The sequence below is a fragment of the Nocardiopsis coralliicola genome, assembly GCF_054779695.1.
In genome coordinates this window covers 19,109-39,011 of the sequence record NZ_BAAGXT010000006.1, presented here as the reverse complement: position 1 = coordinate 39,011, position 19,903 = coordinate 19,109, and the positions used below count along the sequence as shown (strand labels likewise).

Annotated in this window: 17 protein-coding genes; 12 read left to right on the top strand and 5 right to left on the bottom strand. The window is 74.8% G+C overall.

All coding sequences use genetic code 11. The features are described from left to right. Positions 1 to 242: 242 nt before the first annotated feature. Both ACYVGT_RS06845 and ACYVGT_RS06840 read left to right on the top strand, forming a co-directional pair. The gene (locus ACYVGT_RS06845; protein ID WP_460855577.1) at positions 243 to 938 is read left to right on the top strand and encodes a class I SAM-dependent methyltransferase; all 696 of its coding nucleotides are present in this window, start codon (positions 243 to 245) and stop codon (positions 936 to 938) included. Between the two features lie 147 nt (positions 939 to 1,085). Beyond that, complete coding sequence (locus tag ACYVGT_RS06840) at positions 1,086 to 1,502, top strand: Clp protease N-terminal domain-containing protein (RefSeq protein WP_460855576.1); 417 nt, start codon at positions 1,086 to 1,088, stop codon at positions 1,500 to 1,502. A gap of 73 nt (positions 1,503 to 1,575) precedes the next feature. Here ACYVGT_RS06840 and ACYVGT_RS06835 read toward each other — a convergent pair whose 3' ends face one another. Next, positions 1,576 to 2,409: a GNAT family N-acetyltransferase gene (locus ACYVGT_RS06835; RefSeq protein WP_460855575.1), complete on the bottom strand. Its 834-nt coding sequence runs from the start codon at positions 2,407 to 2,409 to the stop codon at positions 1,576 to 1,578. Positions 2,410 to 2,635: 226 nt separating this feature from the next. After that, positions 2,636 to 3,313: a pentapeptide repeat-containing protein gene (locus ACYVGT_RS06830; protein ID WP_460855574.1), complete on the bottom strand. Its 678-nt coding sequence runs from the start codon at positions 3,311 to 3,313 to the stop codon at positions 2,636 to 2,638. A 110-nt stretch (positions 3,314 to 3,423) separates the two neighbouring features. Here ACYVGT_RS06830 and ACYVGT_RS06825 point away from each other — a divergent pair, with 110 nt between their 5' ends. Together ACYVGT_RS06825 and hisG are read left to right on the top strand one after the other, a co-directional pair. Beyond that, positions 3,424 to 3,687, top strand: coding sequence for a phosphoribosyl-ATP diphosphatase (locus tag ACYVGT_RS06825; protein ID WP_460855573.1), 264 nt, complete (start codon positions 3,424 to 3,426; stop codon positions 3,685 to 3,687). 115 nt (positions 3,688 to 3,802) lie between these two features. After that, positions 3,803 to 4,657 (top strand): ATP phosphoribosyltransferase, encoded by an 855-nt coding sequence (hisG, locus tag ACYVGT_RS06820; RefSeq protein ID WP_460855572.1) that lies wholly within the window; start codon positions 3,803 to 3,805, stop codon positions 4,655 to 4,657. Positions 4,658 to 4,735: 78 nt separating this feature from the next. Here hisG and ACYVGT_RS06815 read toward each other — a convergent pair whose 3' ends face one another. Beyond that, entirely contained in the window at positions 4,736 to 6,235 is a 1,500-nt protein-coding gene (locus tag ACYVGT_RS06815) for a cellulase family glycosylhydrolase (RefSeq protein ID WP_460855571.1), read from the bottom strand. A 50-nt stretch (positions 6,236 to 6,285) separates the two neighbouring features. Here ACYVGT_RS06815 and ACYVGT_RS06810 point away from each other — a divergent pair, with 50 nt between their 5' ends. The 3 genes from ACYVGT_RS06810 to ACYVGT_RS06800 all read left to right on the top strand — a co-directional run bounded on the left by ACYVGT_RS06810 (position 6,286) and on the right by ACYVGT_RS06800 (position 8,477). Next, the gene (locus ACYVGT_RS06810; RefSeq protein WP_460855570.1) at positions 6,286 to 6,825 is read left to right on the top strand and encodes a hypothetical protein; all 540 of its coding nucleotides are present in this window, start codon (positions 6,286 to 6,288) and stop codon (positions 6,823 to 6,825) included. Positions 6,826 to 6,867: 42 nt separating this feature from the next. Further along, on the top strand, positions 6,868 to 7,572 hold the full coding sequence (locus ACYVGT_RS06805) for a spermidine synthase (protein WP_460855569.1): 705 nt from the start codon (positions 6,868 to 6,870) through the stop codon (positions 7,570 to 7,572). A gap of 128 nt (positions 7,573 to 7,700) precedes the next feature. Beyond that, on the top strand, positions 7,701 to 8,477 hold the full coding sequence (locus ACYVGT_RS06800; RefSeq protein ID WP_460855568.1) for an SDR family NAD(P)-dependent oxidoreductase: 777 nt from the start codon (positions 7,701 to 7,703) through the stop codon (positions 8,475 to 8,477). A 1,697-nt stretch (positions 8,478 to 10,174) separates the two neighbouring features. On the opposite strand, the gene ACYVGT_RS06795 is transcribed toward ACYVGT_RS06800, so the two are convergent. After that, a complete protein-coding gene (locus ACYVGT_RS06795; RefSeq protein ID WP_460855567.1) occupies positions 10,175 to 11,923 on the bottom strand; it encodes a sigma-70 family RNA polymerase sigma factor in 1,749 nt (582 codons plus the stop codon). Between the two features lie 413 nt (positions 11,924 to 12,336). Between ACYVGT_RS06795 and ACYVGT_RS06790 the strand changes: the two genes are divergently transcribed. The 5 genes from ACYVGT_RS06790 to ACYVGT_RS06770 all read left to right on the top strand — a co-directional run bounded on the left by ACYVGT_RS06790 (position 12,337) and on the right by ACYVGT_RS06770 (position 18,811). Beyond that, the gene (locus ACYVGT_RS06790; RefSeq protein ID WP_460855566.1) at positions 12,337 to 13,905 is read left to right on the top strand and encodes an OmpA family protein; all 1,569 of its coding nucleotides are present in this window, start codon (positions 12,337 to 12,339) and stop codon (positions 13,903 to 13,905) included. 278 nt (positions 13,906 to 14,183) lie between these two features. Beyond that, the gene (locus ACYVGT_RS06785; RefSeq protein WP_460855565.1) at positions 14,184 to 15,113 is read left to right on the top strand and encodes an ROK family protein; all 930 of its coding nucleotides are present in this window, start codon (positions 14,184 to 14,186) and stop codon (positions 15,111 to 15,113) included. Between the two features lie 257 nt (positions 15,114 to 15,370). Further along, the gene (locus ACYVGT_RS06780; protein ID WP_460855564.1) at positions 15,371 to 15,913 is read left to right on the top strand and encodes a Uma2 family endonuclease; all 543 of its coding nucleotides are present in this window, start codon (positions 15,371 to 15,373) and stop codon (positions 15,911 to 15,913) included. Positions 15,914 to 16,531: 618 nt separating this feature from the next. Beyond that, positions 16,532 to 17,281 carry a hypothetical protein gene (locus ACYVGT_RS06775; protein WP_460855563.1) on the top strand — a complete coding sequence of 250 codons (750 nt, stop codon included), beginning with the start codon at positions 16,532 to 16,534 and terminating at the stop codon, positions 17,279 to 17,281. A gap of 471 nt (positions 17,282 to 17,752) precedes the next feature. Then, entirely contained in the window at positions 17,753 to 18,811 is a 1,059-nt protein-coding gene (locus ACYVGT_RS06770) for a zinc-binding dehydrogenase (RefSeq protein ID WP_460855562.1), read from the top strand. A gap of 106 nt (positions 18,812 to 18,917) precedes the next feature. Here the strand turns inward: ACYVGT_RS06770 and nadE are convergent, their stop codons facing one another. Beyond that, complete coding sequence (gene nadE, locus ACYVGT_RS06765; RefSeq protein WP_460855561.1) at positions 18,918 to 19,760, bottom strand: ammonia-dependent NAD(+) synthetase; 843 nt, start codon at positions 19,758 to 19,760, stop codon at positions 18,918 to 18,920. Between the last annotated feature and the right edge of the window lie 143 nt (positions 19,761 to 19,903).

Sequence of the window (19,903 nt, the reverse complement as noted above, 5' to 3'; positions counted from 1 at the left end):
CGCATGCTACTAGCGGGTCACCTGCCGCTTCCGGCCCGTCCGGCCGAGCGCCCGCCTGCCGCCGCCGGGCGCAGTGCGCGGGCCGCGCCGGAGCACTGCGACCGGGCCCACACCGCCCCGGCGCGGCCGGCGCCCCCGCGGGCAGAACGCCTGGGCACACCGTCTGCAACCGCCGCTCTACCCGCAGTTCCGTGTGGCGCGGCTTCACCCCGTGCCGACACGGCAGCGGCTACGGTGCAGGCATGGCTGCCACACAGAGTCCCTCGAACGCCCTCGATTCCCTCGACACCCGGCTCCGCGACGCAGGGCTGTTCCTGCGCCAGGCCGTGCGGACCTTCCGGGAGACCGGTTCCGTCGTGCCGAGCAGCGGCGCCCTCGCCGCAGCGCTGACCCGGAACCTGGCGGAGCGGGAGCCGGGGGCCGGCCCGCTGGCCGTGCTGGAGGGGGGTGCCGGCACCGGTCCGGTGTCGCGGGCGATCGCGTCGCACATGCGCCCGGGCGACACCGCCGACCTGGTCGAGGCCAACCCGGAGCTCGCCGCGCACCTGCGCGCCGCCGTCGAGACCGAGCCGGACTTCGCGCCGGTGCGCGACCGGATCGAGGTCTTCGACCGCCTGGTCACCGAGATGGGGACCGACCGGCGCTACGACCTGATCATCTCCGGCCTGCCGTTCGCCAACTTCACCGACGGCGAGGTGCGGGAGATCATGGAGTACTACTTCAGCGTGCTCCGCCCCGGCGGCCGGCTGTCCTTCTTCGGCTACCTCTACACCAAGCAGGTCAAGGCCGTCATCGCCCCGCGCGAGGACTACCTGCGCCAGGCGCGCACCTCCTGGGTCGTCGACGAGTGGGTGAACCGGTACGGGGAGAACACCGAGCGGGTCTTCGCCAACATCCCTCCGGCGTGGATCCACCACCTGCGCAAGCCGCTCGGCTGAGGCCGCCGGGCCGCCCCGCCGCGCGCGCCGCCCCGCGGGCGCCGTTCGGCGCCCGCACCGCATTCGTCAATAAATGTTGACGCATCGGGCGGGCGCGACGTAGCGTGGTCGTCAACAAATATTGACGACCCGACGGGGTGATCGGCAATGTTCGAACGGTTCGACCGCGACGCGCGGGAGACGGTCAGAGGCGCCCAGGCGGCGGCCCAGCGCATCGGCGACCCCGCGATCGCCCCCGAGCACCTGCTGCTGGCCATGCTCGACGCCGGCAGCGGGCCCGGCTGCGCCGCGCTGCGCGAGCACGGCATCGGTGCTCCGGGCGGTACGTCCGCGGGCGCGCCCGGCGCGGCGAAGCGCCCGCGGTTCCACCCGGCCAGCAAGAAGTCGCTGGAACTCGCACTGCGCGAGGCGGTCCGGATGCGGCACCGGCGCATCAGCAGCGGCCACATCCTGCTCGGTGTCCTCCGCGCCGACCCCGGTGCCGTCACGGCGCTCGCCGGCGGCCCGGTCGACACCCGAGCGGTCCGGGCCACCGCTGAGCAGCGGCTCGGCGCCGCCCAGTAGGCGCCCGCCGCACGGCGCCCCACCGGGCGTGTCCGGTGCGGGCCGCCGTGCGGCAGGGCGGCGGCCCGCCGCCCTAACCGGGCGTCGGCGGAAGGACCACCGTGGTGAACGTGCCGGTGGAGCGGAATCCGAGGCGGGTGTAGAGGTGCCGGGCGGGGTTGCCGTCCGTGACGGCGAGGCCGACCTCGGCGATACCGCCGGCGGCGGCCTCAGCCAGGGCGCGGCGCAGCAGCAGGCGGCCCAGGCCGGCGTAGCGGCGCCCGGGGCGGCGGAACACCTCGGCGATCCACGGCACGTCGTCCGGCCGGTCGGTGAGCACCAGTCCGGCCGCGACCCGCTCGCCGTCCGGGGCCTCCGGGTCGATGACCAACTCGCTGAGCGGCAGCACCGGGCCGAGCGCGGTACCGGCCGCCAGCTGCGCGAACGATGCGTATTCGACGGTCGCGCCGGCACCGGGGGCGCGGTCCGGGTGCTCGGGCGGAAAGGCCGCGGCCACCGCGGCGAACACCTCGGGCACGCCCACCGCGCCGAACGGGCGCAGTTCCAGGCCGCCTCCGGGCACCCCCGCCGGCCAGCCCTCCGGCAGCGGTTCGGACAGGTCGCGGCGCATCTCGTGGGCGCGGCGCTGGATCAGACCGCCGCGCTCCGCGAGCGCGGCCGCGAACGGGTCCTGCGCGACCAGGGCCCAGCCGGCCAGCTGCTCCGCGGCAGCGGCGGCCGCCTCCTCCGGCGCGATCAGCGCGCGGGCGTCGCCGGCGATCAGCACGCCGTCCCGCGAGCGGTCCACGTAGTCCAGCACCGGGGCCCCGCCGGCGCCGTGCACGCGCGTCCGCTGCGGAGCGCTCCGCAGCGGCGCAGCTGAGCGCGGCCCCGGCCCGCCGGAGCGCTGCCGGTCTGCGTCGTCCATGGCCTCCGTCCTCCCTTCCGCCGCCCGGGGCGGCCCCTCCTGCTGCCTCGCCGGGCCCGCGCAGACGGTCGGCGGGCCAGCGGTGTCCGCACTCAGAATGCCCCCGCGCAGCGCTCCGGCTGCTCGCGGGGCTCCGGAAACCGCACCCGCGCAGCTGGGGACTCCGGCGCGGCGGCCGGGCGGGGCAGTGCGGCGGGCGGGCCGCAGCTGGGCCCGGAGGAGCGCGTCAGTCCTCCAGCGTGATGGAGAGCGCGCCCGCGAACACCGCCATCAGGCCGGCGGGGTCGGACGCCCGCAGCTGCGCGCCGCGCAGCGAGGCGACGCCGCCGATTCCGGACAGCTCGCAGTCGGCGAACCGGGCGCCGGCCGCCTTCGCGTTGCTGAACTGCGCGGAGAGCAGCGAGCACCGGTCGAAGAGCACACCGCGCAGGTCGGCGCCGGAGAAGTCGGCCGACCCCAGATCGCACGAGCGGAACACCGTCCGGGTGAACCGGGTACCGCGGAACGCGGCGCCGTAGGCGCGGCACTCGTCGAACACGGTGTCGCGCACGCTGCTGCCGCCCCACGCCGCACCGGTCAGCCGGGTGCGGGCGAACAGCGCAGGGCCGAGGGCGCTCGCGCCGAACAGGGCTCCGGCGAGGTCGGCACCGTCGAACTCCACGTCGGTGAGGCTGGCGTTGCGCAGCGCGAGGCCGGGCAGCCGGGTACCGGAGAAGCGGCAGCCGGCGAGTTCCGCCCCGTCCGCGCCGCGGTCGGGCAGGTCGAACCCGCCGAAGGAGAGCGAGGCGAGCACGGCGTCGTCGCCGATGTCGTGGCGCGGGATGACTGCGCTGGTCAGCGATGCGGCCAGGCGCGGCGCAGCCGGAGCGGCCGGAGCGGCGCGCCGTGTGCGGGAAGGCGGCATGGCGGTCACCCTACCGGCGCGCCGAGCCCGCCGGACTGCACCGCCGCACCGGCGTAAGCGGCCCCGTGCTGCGCCTACCCTGGTAGGGGAGTCCCCTGAGGAAAGTGATGATGAAGACCTTCGAAGAGCTGTTCGGCGAGCTGTCCGAGAAGGCCCGCACCCGGCCCGAGGGGTCGGGGACGGTCGCGGCCTTGGACGCCGGCGTGCATGCGATCGGCAAGAAGGTCGTCGAAGAGGCCGCCGAAGTGTGGATGGCCGCGGAGTACGAGTCCGACGAGGCCGCCGCCGAGGAGATCTCGCAGCTGCTCTACCACCTCCAGGTGCTCATGCTGGCCCGCGGCCTGCGGCTGGAGGACGTCTACCGGCATCTGTAGGCCGGTCCCGGTGGTCCGGCGCGCACCGCGCGCCCGGCCGGCACCGGCCCAGCCCCGCCGCATGCAGACGGCACAGCCCGGACGACACCTGCACCAGCACCCGAAGAGGATCACTATGCCTGACCAGCTCCGTATCGCCGTGCCCAACAAGGGACAGCTCGCCGGCCCCGCCGCCGAGATGCTCGCCGAGGCCGGGTACCGCCAGCGCAAGGACTCGCGCGACCTCGTCCTGGTCGACCCGGACAACGAGACGGAGTTCTTCTTCCTCCGCCCCAAGGACATCGCCATCTACGTGGGCGAGGGCATCCTGCAGGCCGGCATCACCGGCCGCGACATGCTGATGGACTCCGGCGCACCCGTGGCCGAGGTCCTGCCGCTCGGCTTCGGCGGGTCGACCTTCCGGTTCGCCGCGCGCGGCGGCGCGTCCATGACAGTGGCGGACCTGCAGGGCAAGCGCATCGCCACCTCGTTCGAGGGCCTGCTGGAGCGGTACCTCGCCGAGCGCGGCATCGATGCGCGCGTCATCCACCTGGACGGCGCCGTGGAGAGCTCGATCCAGCTGGGGGTGGCCGACGCGGTCGCCGACGTCGTCTCCACCGGCACCACGCTGCGCAACGCCGGCCTGGAGCTGTTCGGCGACCCGATCCTCACCTCCGAGGCGGTCGTCATCCGGCCGCAGGGCCACGGCGAGGACGACAGCGTCGACCGGCTGCTGCGGCGGCTGCGCGGCGTCCTGGTCGCCCGCGACTACGTGATGATGGACTACGACGTCCACGCCGAGCAGCTCGAGGACGCGGTCGCCATCACCCCCGGAATGGAGGGGCCGACGGTGTCCCCGCTGCACCGGGAGGGCTGGGTGGCCGTGCGCGCCATGGTGCCGCGCCGCAAGGCCCAGCAGATCATGGACGACCTGTGGCAGATGGGCGCCCGCGCGATCCTGGTCACCGACATCTACGCCTGCCGGCTCTGACCGCAGCCTCCGCCGCGCTGAGCGCGCGGCCCGCCCCGCGCCCGGCCGTCTCCCGAGAGGCGGCCGGGCGCTACACGTTCAGCCGGAGGCGGCGGTGAGGGAGACCTGTTCACCGTCGCCGGCCCCGGGGACGGCGACGTGCAGGATGCGCAGGTCCGCGTCCCACTCCGCTTCCCACTGCTCGCCCTCTGCCGCGCTCACCCCGCCGATCTCCACCGACAGCGAGCGGCCGTCGCCGAAGACGCCGCCGGGCAGGTAGAGCTCGGTGGCGCCGGACACGTCCTCATCCGCCGTGTAGTCGACGGACAGCGTCCCGGCGCCGGTGTCGTAGCTCCAGTCCCCCGGGTCGCCGGCGACCGCGCGCGGATAGCCCCGGTCCATCACGCCGGCGAGCGGTCCGGGGGTGAGCGCGCCGTCCTCGCCTTCGTCCCACGGGCCCCAGCCGTCCAGATCGTTGCTCCAGTAGGCGCGTCCCGCGGCCATGGCGTCGGTCTCGTCCAGCATCCGCGCCGCGAACTGCGCCGCACCCGGGCCGGACATGTCCAGCCCGAACTCGCCGAGCACGATCGGTGCCGCCAGCCGCTCGCCCACCACCCGGACCTGCTCCGACCACACATCGATGCTGGTGTCGATCCCGCTCTTGGCCTGGCCCTCGTAGGGCCGGCCCAGATCCATCGGGAGGGCGTACATGTGCGGGGCGTAGACGATGCGCGGGGCGCCGGCGCGCGGGTCGTCCAGGTGCGGCAGCGCCGAGGGCAGCCCCCAGTTGACGCCCACGGCCTGTCCCTCGACGAACAGCCAGGTGTCCGGGTCGGCCTCGCGGATGCGCTCGATGCTGCGCCGGTAGAGCTCGGCGAGCGGGCCTGTCTCGAAGTCGGCGCCCTGGAGGCTGCCGCCGAACGGCTCGTTCATCAGGTCGTAGCCGATGACCGCGGTTTCGCCGGCGAACCGCTCGGCGACGTGCTGCCAGGCGTCCGCGTAGGCGTCCATCAGGCCGGTGTCCCCGCCGGCGGTGCCCCAGAAGCGGTCGAAGGCGCGCACCACGCCCGGCTCGAGGTAGACGAGCTCCCACTGCTCCTGCTGCTCGACGGGCAGGCCGTCGGTGCGGGTGGCCCATGCGGGCGCCCCGTTGCCGGAGTGCTGCTCGGTGGCGGTGAAGCGGCCGTAGAGGTCCTGGTGCATGTCCAGCAGGACGTGGTAGCCGCGCTCGGCGTACCAGTCCACACGTTCGGCGACGGCGTCGAGGTACTCCTCGTCGTAGCCGCCTTCGTCCGGCTCCAGCGCCTGCCACTGGATGACCAGGCGGACGAAGTTGGTGCCCATGGCGTCGTACTCGGCCTGGACGTCCTCCTCGGTGATCCACGGCAGGTGGTCGGGGTCGTCCTTTGCCGAGCCGGAGGTGTTGAAGCCGTGCAGGAAGAGGGCGCGCCCCTGGTCGTCGGTGAGGTAGCGGACCGGCCCGGCGGTGTCGTGCCGGGTGAGGGCCGCGACGCCGGTCCCGGCGAGCAGGGCGAGTACGGCCAGGACGGCGGGAACAGCAGGAACAGCGGGCGTGCGACTGCGCTTTCCGGGGGGCATCGGGCTCCTGACCGGACTTGGGGGTGGACCGCGAGACCTGGATCACTAACATGCAGAACGTGAAGGAAATTCGCAATCCCCTGCCCCTCGCCGCCGGCCTGTCCGCCCTCCTCCCCTGCCTCCTCTTCGCCAGCACCCCCTTCCTGACCTGGCTCGGTGCACGCGCCGCGTGGCTGCTGCTGCCCTCCGCCCTCGGCGCCCCGTTCGCCTTCCCGCGGCTGCGGTTCGCCCCCTTCCCCGGCCAGCCCGGCTGGGACCTCGCGGTGGAGCTCCTCGCCGTGGCGGTGCTGGCCCTGATCGCCGCATGGCGGGTCCACCGGGCCCTGCTGCGGCGGCCTGCCGCCGGGGCTGGCCGGGTGTTCCTCTCCGCCTGGGGCGGCGCGGTGCTCGGCCTCGCCGCCGCCAATGCCCTGCGCGCCGGCGCCGGGGCACTGGCTCTCGGGGCGGGCCCCTGGACGTTCCTTGCGCACGTCGTCCTCGGGCTGGTGTCCGGAGCGCTGTGGGCGGCCGCGCTCGGCTGGGTGTGTGCGGCGCCGGTCGCCCTGGTCCACCGGTTCCGGCGCGCACCCGCCGAGCCGGCGTCGGTGTGATCCGGGAGCGCCTCCGCTCCGGGCGTCGGCACAATGGGGCCCATGGATCAGCGGATGCGCGGCGTCGCGCCGGAGGCGGAGGAACCGGTCACCCTGGCCCGGGTGACCGGCGTGGCCGGCGGCGATCTGGTGCTGCGCCGCGCGGGCGGGCACCATGAGATCTACTCCAACGGCGTGGCCCTGATGGACACCCGGGACGGCGCCTCGGAGCGGGCCATGGTGACGGCGGCGCTCGATGCGCTCGGACCCGGCGCCAGCGGCGCGCGCGTGCTGATCGGCGGGCTCGGCGTGGGGTTCTCGGCGCGCACCGCGCTGGACGACCCGCGGACCGGGCACGTGGCGGTGGTCGAACTGGAGCCGCAGGTGATCGCGTGGCACCGGGGACCGCTCGGCCCGGTCGCCGGCCACCTGCCGGAGGATCCGCGGTGCACGCTGGCAGAGGCCGACCTGGCGGTGTGGCTCGCCGACTGCGCCGCCGGCGGCACGGCCTACGACGTGCTCTGCCTCGACACCGACAACGGGCCGGACTGGACGGTGCGGGAGGAGAACGCGCGGCTGTACACCGCCGAGGGGCTCGGCCTGGTCGCGGCGGCCGCCCCGGGCGGCGCTGCGGCGTTCTGGAGCGCGTCCCGGGTACCCGCGTTCGAGGACCTGCTGGAGCGCCGGTTCGGCGCGGTCACCGTCCTCGAGGTGCCGGCCCGCGCCGGCGCGCCGGACGTGGTCTATGTGGTGCGCGTCCCGCACTGACGGTGCGCCGCCGGCCGGCCCTGTCCCACTGGGCGGGACACGCGGCTGCTCCGGCCCCGCGCGGTGTTAGAACGGGGCCGGCTGCAGCTGACCGGGCCGGGCGGCGGATGCGGAGTGGAGTGCGGCGCATGGACAGCGGGTACGGATGCCGGTTCGACCGGAAGGCGGCGCTGGTCACCGGCGCGGCCTCCGGGATCGGCAGGGCGGTGGCGCAGCGGCTGGCGGCCGAGGGGGCGCGGCTGTTCCTGGTCGACATCGATGCCGACGGGCTGGCGCAGACGCGGGACCTCATCGCGAATGCGGGGCCCGCGGGCGGCAGCGTGCCGGCCGTGCACCGGACCGACGTGTCCCACGAGCCGTCGGTCCGGACGGCGGTGGCGTCGGCCGCGGATGTGCTCGGCGGCCTCGACGTGCTGGTGAACGTCGCCGGGATGCACCGGATCGTGCCGCTGGAGCAGCTGACAGCCGACGACTGGAACCGGCAGCTCGGGGTGAACGCGCTGGGCACCATGCTGTTCTGCCGCGAATCGCTGCCGCACCTGGAGGCGTCGGGCGGCGTGATCGTGAACACCGCCTCCACCGCGGCCACCCACGCCCACCCGGCCATGACCGCCTACGCCGCCTCCAAGGGCGCGGTGCTGGCCTTCACCCTCAGCCTCGCCGCCGAAGTCTGGCCGCGCGGCATCCGCGCGGTCTCCGTCTCCCCCGGCGGCGTCGACACCCCGCTCACCCGGTCCGTCTCCTTCCCCGACGGCACCGACGCCTCCTACTACGACCGCATCACACCCCCGGTCGGCTTCGGCTCCCCCACCGAAACCGCCGCCGCCATCGCTTTCGCCGCCTCCTCTGACGCCCGCTTCCTCCGCGCCGTCGACCTCCGCCTGGACGGCGGATCCCACGCCTGAAAGGGCGGCTTCGCCGGCAGTCTCTTGCTCTGGCATTACTGCACGGACGGTTTCGCCGGCAGGCGTTCCGCGCTCTCCCATCGCGTCTGGATCGGCGCATGGCCAGAGCTTCCGCTGTTCGCGGGGCGGGCGCGGTTGAAGGGGCGGAGAAGGCCGCGGGCTCCCGAGTGCCGGATGGCCAGTGCGTCGCAACGGCAAAAGCGACAGCGAGGCGGCCCGGGCCCCGGGCTGGTCGGCCGGGCGGCCGGTCGCAGGGCAGGGCGGCTGCGACCGCAGGCTCCCGCTTCTCGGCGGCCAGCATTCCGGTGTTCAGTGCGTCGGACCAGCGAAAATGCAGCAGCGACGGCAGCGGTGGCCAGGGTCTCGGGTCGGCGACCGGGCAGCGGTTGCCCGCGGGACGGGTGTGAACTGTGAGGCGGGAAGGACCACGGGCTCCCGCACGCGGGCAGCCGGGTGACAGGCTGGTCAGTGCGTCGGACAAGCCAAAGGCGGCACCGACAGGGAGGGCAGCCGGGCCATTGGGGCGGCAGCCGGGCGCGGGCTGGCAGCGGGGCGGGCGTGCCTCGTGTGACTGATGTGAATAGCGGGGCTGCAGGGGTTACAGGGGTGACGGCTGGCCGACCGGGTGCGGGCAGGCGGTTCGCGAACCCTTGGTAACACCCCATCGGCGCCACGACTATCGCCTTTTCGAGGGCTGCTGCGCGGAAAACCCGGGAGGTGTGACCGTTCCGCGGCCCATGCGCCGGGCCAGTTTCACTCTGCGTGGCGAAATATCGGGCCAAACCGGGCAACGGTCATCGACGGGGCGCGGGTGTCCAGCTTGGGGCCCACACGCAAAAGCGCATCGCATTCATTTTCCGCGGGTGGCGAGATCACTGCTGCCCCAAATCGCCCAAAGCGGCCAATCTGACGCCACGACTCGCACCTTTTCGACGACCAGACCGCGAAAAAGGAGCATGAGTGAGAATCAGACACGGCAACGCTGCGTGACCCCGGGTTTGCACAGGTCAGCGTGGAGTGAAACCGGGCCCTGCGTGCAGGGCCCGTAGGGGGAGGGCGTCTCCTGCTAGGTCCGGGTTTACAGGACCCTCGTTGCGGCGTCCGTTTTCATAGCATTTGTCCCCCCACCCTCGCTCCGCGACCAGCCCGCCCCCGGCCGCCTCGCCGAGACCCCTGCAACCCTCGCCGTCGGTGCTGCTTTTGCGCCTGTCCGACGCACTGAACACCGGAAAGCCGGCCGCAGGCATGCGGGAGCCTGCGGCCTCTCCCGCCCCATCCCCGCGACCAGCAGAAACCCTGGTCGTACGCGATTCCTGATGCGGCGGGACAGAGCGGAAGACGGCCGGCTGAGCCGTCCTCGCCTTCATGGCGTGGGCCCATCTCCGCGAACACAGCAGCGATGCCCGCACCCCGACCCCAAGCGCCGACCCAGAGCTGACGAGGCCGCCGGCGAAGCCGCCCCTGCCGTGGTGGCGCGAGCCCTCACCCGCGACTGACCGGCTGCGGCCGGAGCCGCCGTTCCCGCCGCGGCTCTCCTCCCCGCCCCGGCGCCGTAGGGCTTATCCACAGGCTGGGGAGGAATGCGAACCGCGCCGGCGGCGGTCGAGCGGGGTGTACCGCCGCCGGAGCGGTCACCCGTAAGAGGAGCGGGAGGGCGCGGCGTCCCGCGGTGTGATGGATTTGTAACCAATGGCCTGTTACGGCGTGCGGGACGGGGACGGGTCGGCTGGCGGGTCGGAGAGGAGGAAGCGGGGCGCGGCACCGTCGACCCGGGAGGCGACCGTCACCAGGGGCGCCCCCTCCGACGGTTCTGCCGGGACGCCTGCGGCGGGGGAGCCGGAAGGCGGCGCCGGGCCCGGGCCGGCGAGTGGCGCGGAAGCAGCGGTGACGAGGAGGGAGATGCCGCCCTGTGCGTCTTCACCGGCCAGCACCGAGTAGCCGCCGTCCGGGTGGACCAGGAAGCGGAACATCTGCCCGTGCCGGTCCGACCGGCACGGGCCGTGGGCAACCGCCGCAGCAGCGGACGACTCCGGCCCGGGCGAGGCGCCCGGCGCTGGAGCCGGGCCGGCCGCGTCCTCCGCGGCCCCGTCCGCGCTGCCGTCCTCGGGCGCGCCGCCATCCGGTGCGCCGTAGTCGAGGCAGCCTCCGGTGGCCGCGTTGCGGAGCCAGGTGACCGATCCGCCGGGCGCGGTGAAGGTCTCCCAGAACTCGTCGTCGGCCCCGTCGCAGGCCGCGAGTACGGCGCCGGCCCCCTCGGGCAGCACGCAGGCACCCGTCCCCGGTTCGGTCAGCCGCGTCGTGCCGCGCACCGGGCCGATGTCCTCGCCGAGCTCGCGCAGCCCGGCCTCCTCGGCACCGTCGTCGGAGTACTCCTGGACCGCGCCGTCCGGCGGGGCCGACGCCTCGCCCGGAACCGCCGACGGGCCCGCGAACCCCTGCGGAGCCGACGCTTCGGGCGCGCCCGGCCCCGGTCCGGGCGCGGGCACGGCGCCGAGGACTGCGGCGCCGCCCACCACCGCGGCGGTCCCCACGGCGGCGGCCCCCGCAGCGAGCGGCCCGGAAGCACTGCCCACGGCGAGCGCGCCGCCCGCTGCGGCTCCGGCGCCCGCTCCGCCGGCCGCGCCCACGACCAGGTGGAGCCCTGCGGCTCCGGTGAACGGGCCCGCCCACAGCAGAAGGGCAGCCGGCAGCACGGCGCGCATGCGGCGGTCGATCCCGGAGAGGTCGGCGCGGGCGCGCCGGCACTCGGCGCAGGTGGCGAGGTGGCGAGCGAGCAGCCGCCGTTCCCGGCGCGGCTGCCGCACATCGGCCCCGATCAGCACGGCGTAGCGGGCGCACTGGGGGCGCGCGGCCGAAAGGTGCTCGGTGAGGTAGGCGGCGCGCAGCCCTTCCCGGGCGCGAGCGGCCAGCGAGCCGACCCCGCTCGCTCCGATCCCGAGCATCGGCGCGATGCGCGCCGCCGACTCGCCTTCGACCTCGGCGTGCCAGAGCACGAGCTGCCATCGCTGCGGGAGGGAGAGGAAGGCGCGGCGCACCATGCCGTCGTCCTCCTCGCGCAGGACGCGCTCCTCTCCGCTCTCCATGGGGCCCGGCCCGGGGCCGCCGCTGGAGCCGAGCCACCGCTCGAAGTCGGGGGCCAGCTCGGTGCGGCGGGCCGTGCGCGCCCATTCCGCCGCGGTCCGCCGCACGACGGTCAGCAGGTAGGGCCGCCATGCAGCGCCCGGACCGCCGCCGGCGCGGACGGCTTCCACGGTGCGGGTGAACGCCTCCGAGGCGAGGTCCTCCGCGGTGTAGGGGTCCCGGCAGCAGGTGCGCGCGTAGGCCAGCACGCCCGCGAAGTGCCGCCGGTACAGCTCGTCCAGCGCGGCACCCGCGTCGCCCGGCCGCCGCAGGTCGGCGCCGAGGACCGCGTCGGAGCCGCCCGGTTCCGCACCGGTCTCGGTCATCTGGCTCTGCCCCCGGCCATTGCTCCGCCTCTCGTTGACCCCCGCCATTGTGGAACGCCCGGCGGCGGTTGCAAAGGGGAGCGGTCTGCACACGGAACGGCAGCACCACTGCGCTCCCGCTCCTGCGCGCCGTCCGCGCGGCACCGCGCCCGCCGCCCCCTTCTGCGCGCCCCTCCACTGTCGCCCTTCTGCGGGCGGCTCTGCAGCGGAACTGATCGGACGGTACAGGCGGTGCGGCGCCGCGCGGCTGCTGGTACGGTCCCGCCACCGGGCCCCTGCGGCCCCGGGGAAGCGGCACGGCCCCACTCGCCGCTCCGTGCAGGTGCGACCCGCCCGGCCCGCCGGGCGCGCACATGGCCCAGGATGGGCACCGGCACATCCCCCATCCCCCAACGGATCGGAGTCCCCCTCGCATGGCGCGGAAGAAGGCCCTGGCCGCCACGGCCCTCCTGCTCTCCGGCAGCCTGGTGCTCAGCGGATGCAGCACCGGCTGGTTCGGCGACGGCCCGCCGGAGGTGACGGAGGAGTTCCCCTACACCAAGGAGGGGGTCATCTTCCAGGACACCGGCGCCGACGAGACGATGCGGCTCTCCGTGACCGGCCTTGAGCGCACGGACGACTACACCGTCATGTACTACGAGGTGGAGTACCCGGACGGCTTCTCGGGTGCCAACCGCAACCTGAGCATGGCGCACACGCTGGTCGACCCGGTCTCGGGCAAGGTGTGGCGCGAGTACCTGGACGGCAGCGGCCTCAAGTACGGCTCGGTCAGCCCCAACGGCGACGGCCTCTACCCGGTGCACGACGGCACCGTGAACGAGTACCGCCGCTACTTCCCGGCGATCCCGGACGAAGTCGAGCAGGTGACCTTCATCGGCAGCGGGCTGGGAGCCATGACCGGCATCCCGGTGCAGGACGTCGAGGAGGAGCAGCCCGACCCCGAGGCGCCGAACGGCCCGGACCACCTGACCGTCGCCGACGCGCCGCCGTCCGGGGAGAACCTCACCTTCGAGAACCGGCGCCCCGACGACGAAGCGGTCGCCGACGAGGGCGAGGTGGAAAGCTTCGTGGACTCCGAGATCGCCTCCACCACGCGCGACGGCAACACCGAGACGATCTCGCTGCACTCCGACGTGATGTTCGAGTTCGACGAGTACGAGCTCACCGGTGAGGCGGAGGACGTGGTGCGCCGCGCCGCGACGTCGCTGGCGGCCAACGTCGATCCGGACGACCCGGAGATCACCGTCATCGGCCACACCGACGGCAAGGGCAGCGACTCCTACAACCAGACCCTGTCGGAGAAGCGCGCGGAGACCGTCCGCGACCTGCTCTCCGAGGAGATCGGCGGCGACTACACCTACGCGGTCGAAGGCCGGGGCAGCACCGAGCCGGTGGCGCGCGAGGGCGGTTCCGACGATGAGGAGGCGCGCGCCCGCAACCGGCGGGTCGAGTTCTCCTACCAGGTCACCCGCACCAACGAGGTGGAAGAGGCCGAGGAGGCCGACGAGGACGGCCTCGGCGTGGCCGACCGCAACGTGAGCTGGCCGGCGCCGTTCACCGACGACGCCGGCTCGGTGGCGGCGAGCACCGAGAAGGACGGCGTCGAGCTGGACGTCTACCCGCTGCGCCGGGACGGCGCCTACGTGATCGGCACGGTCGGCGTCACCAACACGACCGACGCCCCGGTCAGCCCGGACATGGGCGGCCTCGCGGCCGGCCCGGCGGGCGGTCCGGAGCGGTTCTCACAGGGCACCCTCGGCGGATTCCAGCTGCTGGAGCCGGAGAAGGGGCTGGTGCGCTACGTCGCGCAGATGAACTTCGGCGACGGCAAGACGGCGGGCTTCGCCGAGGAGATCCACCACCTGCAGCCGGGCAAGACCTACGAGGCCGTCGTCGTCTTCCCGGCCCCGAGCCACGGCGTCGACGAACTCACCCTGCGCGCCGGCCCGTTCGGCGACCTGGAGGAGATCCCGGTCGAGTAGCCGCTCGCGCCGAACCGCCGCTCCGCCCCCGCCCGCAGTCCGCGGCCGGGGGCGGAGCTGTTCTGCGCCGGCAGGCCCGGCCGCGCCGTCGAGCGGCCCTTCGGCCCTGGCGGCTGCGCTGCACGGGCCGCTCCCGGACCATGTTTCCGCTGCGCCGCGTGTCCCGCCGGCCCCGGGTCCGCGCGGTGGACATGCTGGGCGGGGGGCGGGGTACGCCTCCGATCCCCGAGTCAGCTGGCCGGCCGCGCGCAAGCGGGCGCACATGCGAAAGGTGCGGGATGCGACCGGAACACGGCACCCTGCCGAGAGTGTTCGGCGCGGTGGAGGCGGGCGGGTCGACCTTCTCCTGCCTGGTGGCCGAGGACCCGGAGACCGTGCACGCGCGCGCGGTCGTGCCCACCGGAGAGCCGGCCGAGACACTGGAGCGCGTCGCCGCGTTCTTCGCCGAGCACACCGGGGACGGCGGCCGGGTCTCCGCGCTCGGCATCGCCGCGTTCGGCCCGCTCGAGCTGCGCCGCGGCCACCCCGGCCGCGGCCGGATGCGCACGACGCCGAAACCGGGCTGGGACGGGGTGGACATCGCGGGCCGGCTCGGCACCGGACTCGGCGTACCGGTCGGCGTCGACACCGACGTCAACGGCGCTGCGCTCGGCGAGGGCGCCTGGGGTGCGGCTCGCGGCCTGGCTGACTTCGCCTACCTGACCGTCGGTTCCGGTATCGGCGGCGGCGCCGTCGTGGGCGGCCGGCTCGCCGGCGGGCTGGGCCATCCGGAGATGGGCCACGTGAGCGTCGTCCGCGCCGCGGGCGACGACTACCCGGGCCGCTGCCCGTTCCACGGCGACTGCCTGGAGGGCATGGCGAGCGGCCCTGCGCTGGCCGAGCGGTTCGGCGCGCCGGCGGAGGCGCTGCCGCCCGCGGACCGCGAGCGCGCGGTGGCGCTGCTCGCCTTCTACCTGGCCGCGGGCATCGGCACCCTGGTGCACGTCCTGGCGCCCGAACGCGTCGTGGTGGGCGGCGGCGTGTCCGGCCTGCCGGGCCTGTTCCCGGCGCTGCGGGACCGCCTGGCCGCCTCCCTCGCCGACTACCCGGGCCTCACCGAGCACGGCGCCCCCGGCTTCGTCGTCCCCGCCGCCCTCGGCGCCATGGCCGGCCCCGCCGGCGCCCTCCTCCTCGCCGCCCAGGCGTGGGAGGCCGACCGGCTGCGGTGATGCTGCGCAGGCCGCCCAGGTGCAGCGGCCGCGACCGGCGGCGACCAGTGGCACCTCTGCGGGCTGTATACCTCCCTGCCATCCTCTTCTTCAGCTGTCAGCATCGGTGGCAGGTTGGCTGCTGTTGATGCGCGGCGTTCCCAGTGGGGGATGGCCGCGAGGTGCGCGGCCCGGCCTCCCACCTGGCACCGAGGGGCCTCAGAGACGACATGCATGCTCGCCCCGGCGGGGCCGACCCCGGTCTGTGCTCGCGGCCGATGCCGCCTGTGGACGGCTACACCGCAGAGGACCTCGACCGCATTCCCGATCTTCCCCCGCGCACCGAGCTCTTCGATGGAAGCCTTGCCCTCGTGGGCCCGCGGAAGCGCGTCCACACGCTGACCCTCGACATCCTCGTCGCGGGCCTCCGCCGCGCTCCCCGCAGACCTGCGCGTACGCCGGGAGATGACGGCGGCCCTCGGCCGCGGCAGCGCCCTGAGCCCGACGTGCCCGTCGTATACGCGGCAGCCGAAGCAGGCCCCGCCTGGTCCGAGACGGCCGGTCTCCCCGCGGACGTGCGCCTCGCCGTCGAAGTCGTCTCCAGGGAGTCCGAAGAGCGCGACCGCAGGCGCAAGCCGCTCCGGTACGCCGAAGCCCGCATCGCGCACTTCTGGCGCATCGATGCCGGCCCGGACATGCATACCTATGAACTCGACCCGGTCACCGGTGCGTATTTCCTGACGGGAATCCACCACGAGCGGCTCGCCGTCGCCGCGCCCTTCGCGGTGGACATCGACCTCACCGGGGTCGATCGGATCTGACGGCGCACCCGGCCCGCGGTGCCGCAAGGACTGCAGGCACCGCAGGTACCGCGGGAACCGCGCCTGGACTTCCAGGAAGCGGACGGCCGGACGCGCGGTCCCAGGGTTGCCGGAATCGGCCGGAAAGGCGTTTCAGGATCGCGGAATATTGACATCGCCCTGCGGGCGGTCGATGCTGTGCCCGACAACGGCGCGCGGCAGCGGGTGCACCGGCCTCCGCGCGGCCGTGGAAGTCCTCACCTGCTCGTTCGGCGGCGGGTGCGGGGGGAGATCACCGCGCGGGAACGCCCCTGCTGCGGCCGCGGCGGCCGCGGTGCGGCCTGGGGTGCCCGTCCGCGGCGGATATCCGACCGCGTACCCTCTGCCGAGGTCCGGAAGCGGTCCGAGAGGCGTTCCGCTGCGAGTGCCGGTGTTCGCTGCTTCGGCGGCGTTCCGTTCACACCGGCCAAGCGCGGAGCGGCGCCGACCGGGCCCCGGAGGCCAGTCCTCTGGGGCCCGGTCGCGCAGCGCCCCGGGCGTGGCCGGATCCGGCTTCTTGCTACCGTGCGGTGGTGCCGCGCGCCCGGCCCGCACCGCCGGCCCCCTCGGGCGCCCCTCCTACCAGCCGGAGAATCCCCCATGCGCTTCACACCCTCCGCCCTCTCCCTCCGCACGGTGCGCTTCGCCGGCGTGCTCGCCGCGGCCGGGGTGCTCACCGCGGGGTGCAGCGAGATGCCCGACATGCCGTTCGGGGACGACCTCGGCGACATGGAGCTCCCCGACCTCTCCGAGGTGCTGCCGTCGGCCAGTCCGGACGCCGAGGAGGGGGAGTCTGCCGCGCTGCCCGCGTCGTGCACCGAGATCGGCGCCGAGGGCTTGGCCAGCGGACTGGTTCCGGCCGGCGCCGCGCTGAACGAGGACGCCTCGGCCCCGGAGGACGGCGGCCCGGACGCCGAGCGCCTCGCCTGCACGTGGGCGGGCTCCGCGGAGGGTGGCGGCGCCCCGGCGCTGTCGCTGGTGTTCACCCGCAACGCCGACCCCGCCGGCGCGGTCCAGCTGGTGCAGGCCCCCGAAGAGGAGGCCAACTGGGAGGTCGACGTGGACACCTACGACGACACCTACCAGTCCAGCGAGTCCGACGCGCTCGACGGCGAACTGGCCTACTCCACCACGGTGGAGGGCGGCACCCAGCACGTCACCCTCACCCTCCCCGGCGACCTGCACGTGACGGCTGTCGCGCAGAACATCGACACCGACCGCGACCAGCTGGAGCAGCTCGCCGTCCAGGCGGCCCAGCAGTCCGGCGCCGAGGGCGGCCAGCAGGACGGGGGCCAAGACGGCGGAGCCGGGCAGGAGCAGGGCCAGGACGGGTCCGGCCAGGGCAACTGATCCGGTGGGCCGCAGCCGGCCCGCCACCGCCGCGGTCCCGCGGCGGCTCCGCAGCCGGGGCCGCCGCGAGCGGCATCTCCCTTCCTCGGCGCTCCCCGGCGCTGCAGGGGCGCCGCCGCAGCCCGCTGTGCGCCCGGGCGCCGAACCGCCGCGCTGCACGGCCGCCGCCCGGATTCCCGCCCGACTCGCGCGCGGCCGTCCGGTGCGGACGCCTGTGCGCCGCCGCTGAGCAGCGCCCGGGCGCACGCCCGCCGGCACCCCTGGGATCGCGCTGCACAGCGCCGTCCCGCCGCGTCGCCTCCCCGCATCGGCCCGGCTGCGGCCCCCGTCCTCGGCTGACCGCCCGTCCGGTGTGATTTGCCACCCCGCCGTTCCGCCGTGCCACCCGCCATGGCGCGTAGCATGACCGCACCGAGTGACTATACCGATCGGTATACACGAGCGGTATATGCGCAGAGAGAGGGGCAGAAGATGGCCAACGCAGCGACCATGACCGCCGCCCGGATCGTCCGGCACGGCGGGCCGGACGCCCTCGAAGTGGTCCGGGTGCCGGTGCCCGAACCCGGGGAGGGCGAGGTGCTGGTGCGGATCGGCGCGACGGCACTGAACAACACCGACCTGTGGACGGGCGAGGGCGCCTACGGCCTCGCCGGCGACCCCGACGCGCTGGCGGGCTGGCGCGGCCCGATCGCCTTCCCGCGGATCCAGGGCGCCGACTTCGCCGGGACCGTGGCCGCCGCCGGGCCGGGCGCCGACCCGGAGCTGGTCGGCAAGCGGGTCCTGGTCGACCCCGCGATCTACTCGGGGCACGGCGACGGCGCCGACCCCGTCGGCCTGCTGGGCAGCGAGCGGGACGGCGGCTACGCGGAGTACGCCGCCGTCTCCGCGGAGCGGGTGCACCTGATGGAGGGCTCGCCGCTGAGCGACGCGGAGCTGGCCTGCTTCCCCACCGCCTACGGCACCGCGCTCGGGATGATGGAGAACGGCGGCGTGCGGCCGGGCGACACGGTGGTGGTGACCGGCGCCTCCGGCGGCGTGGGGCTGGCACTGGTGCAGCTCTGTGCCGACCGCGGCACCCGGGTGATCGCGGTGAGCAGCGCCGGGAAGCTGGACGCGGTGCGCGATGCCGGAGCCGACCACGTGTTCGACCGCGCGCAGGGCGACCTGTGGGAGCAGGTCGCCGCGGCGGCGCCCGAGGGCGTCGCGGTGGGGCTCGACGTTGTGGCCGGAACCAACGTGGCCGCCGGGATCGACGTGCTCCGCGAAGGCGGCCGGTGGGTCGTCGCCGGCGCCCTGGGCGGCCACCGGATCGTGCTGGACGTGCGCCGGCTGTACCTGCACAACCGCTCGCTCGTCGGCTCCAGCATGCACACGCCCGCGGTCTTCCGCATGCTGGCCGGCATCGCGCGCTCGGGCCGCGTCCGGCCCGTGGTGTCAGAGATCGTTCCGCTCACCGGCGTCCACCGCGCGCAGGCCGAACTCGCGACCCGCGCCCACGTGGGCAAGCTGGTCGTGGCGCCGGAGCAGTAGCTCGGCGGGAGGGCGCACGTGCGCCGAGAACCGTGCCGCCCCGGCCGGGGCGGCACGGTCTGCGGCCGGTGGGCCGCCGCTCAGCGAGTCCGGACCCGGGTGCCGCTCAGGGGGCGATGGGGAGACTCCGCTTGTGGGCGGTGGCCCGGTACCGGTCGAGGAGGGCCTTCTCCACCTGGGGATCGACCGGCAGGCCCTCCAGGAAGTCGTCGATCTCGGCGTAGGTGAGGCCGAGGGCGTCCTCGTCGGACTTCTGCGGGCTCAGCGACTCCAGGTCGGCCGTCGGCGTCTTGTTCACCAGTGCGTCCGGAGCGCCGAGGCGCTCCGCGATCGCGCGGACCCGCCGCTTCGTCAGCCCGGTCAGCGGCACGACGTCGGCCGCGCCGTCGCCGAACTTGGTGAAGAACCCGGTCACCGCCTCCGCGGCGTGGTCGGTACCGACCACGAGGCCGCCGACCGCGCCCGCCACCCCGTACTGCGCGGCCATCCGCTCGCGCGCCTTCGCGTTGCCGATGACGAAGTCCCGCGAAGACTGGTTGGCGAACGGCACTCCCCCGTCATCCAGCGCCGCAGCCAGGCCGTCGGTGGCCGGCTGGACGTCGACGGTCAGTACCGTGTCCGGCCGGACGAAGCGCAGCGCGAGCTGGGCGTCGTCCTCGTCCTTCTGCACGCCGTAGGGCAGCCGCATCGCGATGAACTCCGCGTCGCCGCCGCGCTCGCGCAGTCTCTCGACGGCCATCTGGCACAGCCGCCCGGCGGCAGAGGAGTCCACACCGCCGCTGATGCCGAGGATGAGGGCCCGCCCGCCCGACGTCTCCAGCCGCCCGGCGAGGAACGCCACCCGCCGCTCGATCTCGGTGTCGGGGTGGAACTCCCCCGCCACTTGCAGCGCGCGGATGACCGCCCGCCGGTCCTCCGACACCTCTGCCGCGTACTCCTTCTCCGCCATGTCATCCCTTCCCGAGTCCGAGCCTCCGCCGCCCCATTCTCCCGCCCTCCCCCGGCGCCCGCACGACCGGCTGCCGCCTCGCGGCCCCCGGAGGGATCGGCGGAGCCGCGCGGCGGCGGGGCCGGGGGCGCCGGCTCCCCGGT

What these genes read in the sequence shown, in the direction of transcription:
- ACYVGT_RS06845 (WP_460855577.1), top strand. Translation starts at nt 243, where the DNA reads ATGGCTGCCACACAGAGTCCCTCGAACGCCCTCGATTCCCTCGACACC.
- ACYVGT_RS06785 (WP_460855565.1), top strand. Translation starts at nt 14,184, where the DNA reads ATGCGACCGGAACACGGCACCCTGCCGAGAGTGTTCGGCGCGGTGGAG.
- ACYVGT_RS06830 (WP_460855574.1), bottom strand. Translation starts at nt 3,313, where the DNA reads ATGCCGCCTTCCCGCACACGGCGCGCCGCTCCGGCCGCTCCGGCTGCG.
- ACYVGT_RS06815 (WP_460855571.1), bottom strand. Translation starts at nt 6,235, where the DNA reads ATGCCCCCCGGAAAGCGCAGTCGCACGCCCGCTGTTCCTGCTGTTCCC.
- ACYVGT_RS06780 (WP_460855564.1), top strand. Translation starts at nt 15,371, where the DNA reads ATGCCGCCTGTGGACGGCTACACCGCAGAGGACCTCGACCGCATTCCC.
- ACYVGT_RS06840 (WP_460855576.1), top strand. Translation starts at nt 1,086, where the DNA reads ATGTTCGAACGGTTCGACCGCGACGCGCGGGAGACGGTCAGAGGCGCC.
- ACYVGT_RS06825 (WP_460855573.1), top strand. Translation starts at nt 3,424, where the DNA reads ATGAAGACCTTCGAAGAGCTGTTCGGCGAGCTGTCCGAGAAGGCCCGC.
- hisG (WP_460855572.1), top strand. Translation starts at nt 3,803, where the DNA reads ATGCCTGACCAGCTCCGTATCGCCGTGCCCAACAAGGGACAGCTCGCC.
- ACYVGT_RS06800 (WP_460855568.1), top strand. Translation starts at nt 7,701, where the DNA reads ATGGACAGCGGGTACGGATGCCGGTTCGACCGGAAGGCGGCGCTGGTC.
- ACYVGT_RS06790 (WP_460855566.1), top strand. Translation starts at nt 12,337, where the DNA reads ATGGCGCGGAAGAAGGCCCTGGCCGCCACGGCCCTCCTGCTCTCCGGC.
- ACYVGT_RS06805 (WP_460855569.1), top strand. Translation starts at nt 6,868, where the DNA reads ATGGATCAGCGGATGCGCGGCGTCGCGCCGGAGGCGGAGGAACCGGTC.
- ACYVGT_RS06810 (WP_460855570.1), top strand. Translation starts at nt 6,286, where the DNA reads ATGCAGAACGTGAAGGAAATTCGCAATCCCCTGCCCCTCGCCGCCGGC.
- ACYVGT_RS06835 (WP_460855575.1), bottom strand. Translation starts at nt 2,409, where the DNA reads ATGGACGACGCAGACCGGCAGCGCTCCGGCGGGCCGGGGCCGCGCTCA.
- nadE (WP_460855561.1), bottom strand. Translation starts at nt 19,760, where the DNA reads ATGGCGGAGAAGGAGTACGCGGCAGAGGTGTCGGAGGACCGGCGGGCG.
- ACYVGT_RS06795 (WP_460855567.1), bottom strand. Translation starts at nt 11,923, where the DNA reads ATGACCGAGACCGGTGCGGAACCGGGCGGCTCCGACGCGGTCCTCGGC.
- ACYVGT_RS06770 (WP_460855562.1), top strand. Translation starts at nt 17,753, where the DNA reads ATGGCCAACGCAGCGACCATGACCGCCGCCCGGATCGTCCGGCACGGC.
- ACYVGT_RS06775 (WP_460855563.1), top strand. Translation starts at nt 16,532, where the DNA reads ATGCGCTTCACACCCTCCGCCCTCTCCCTCCGCACGGTGCGCTTCGCC.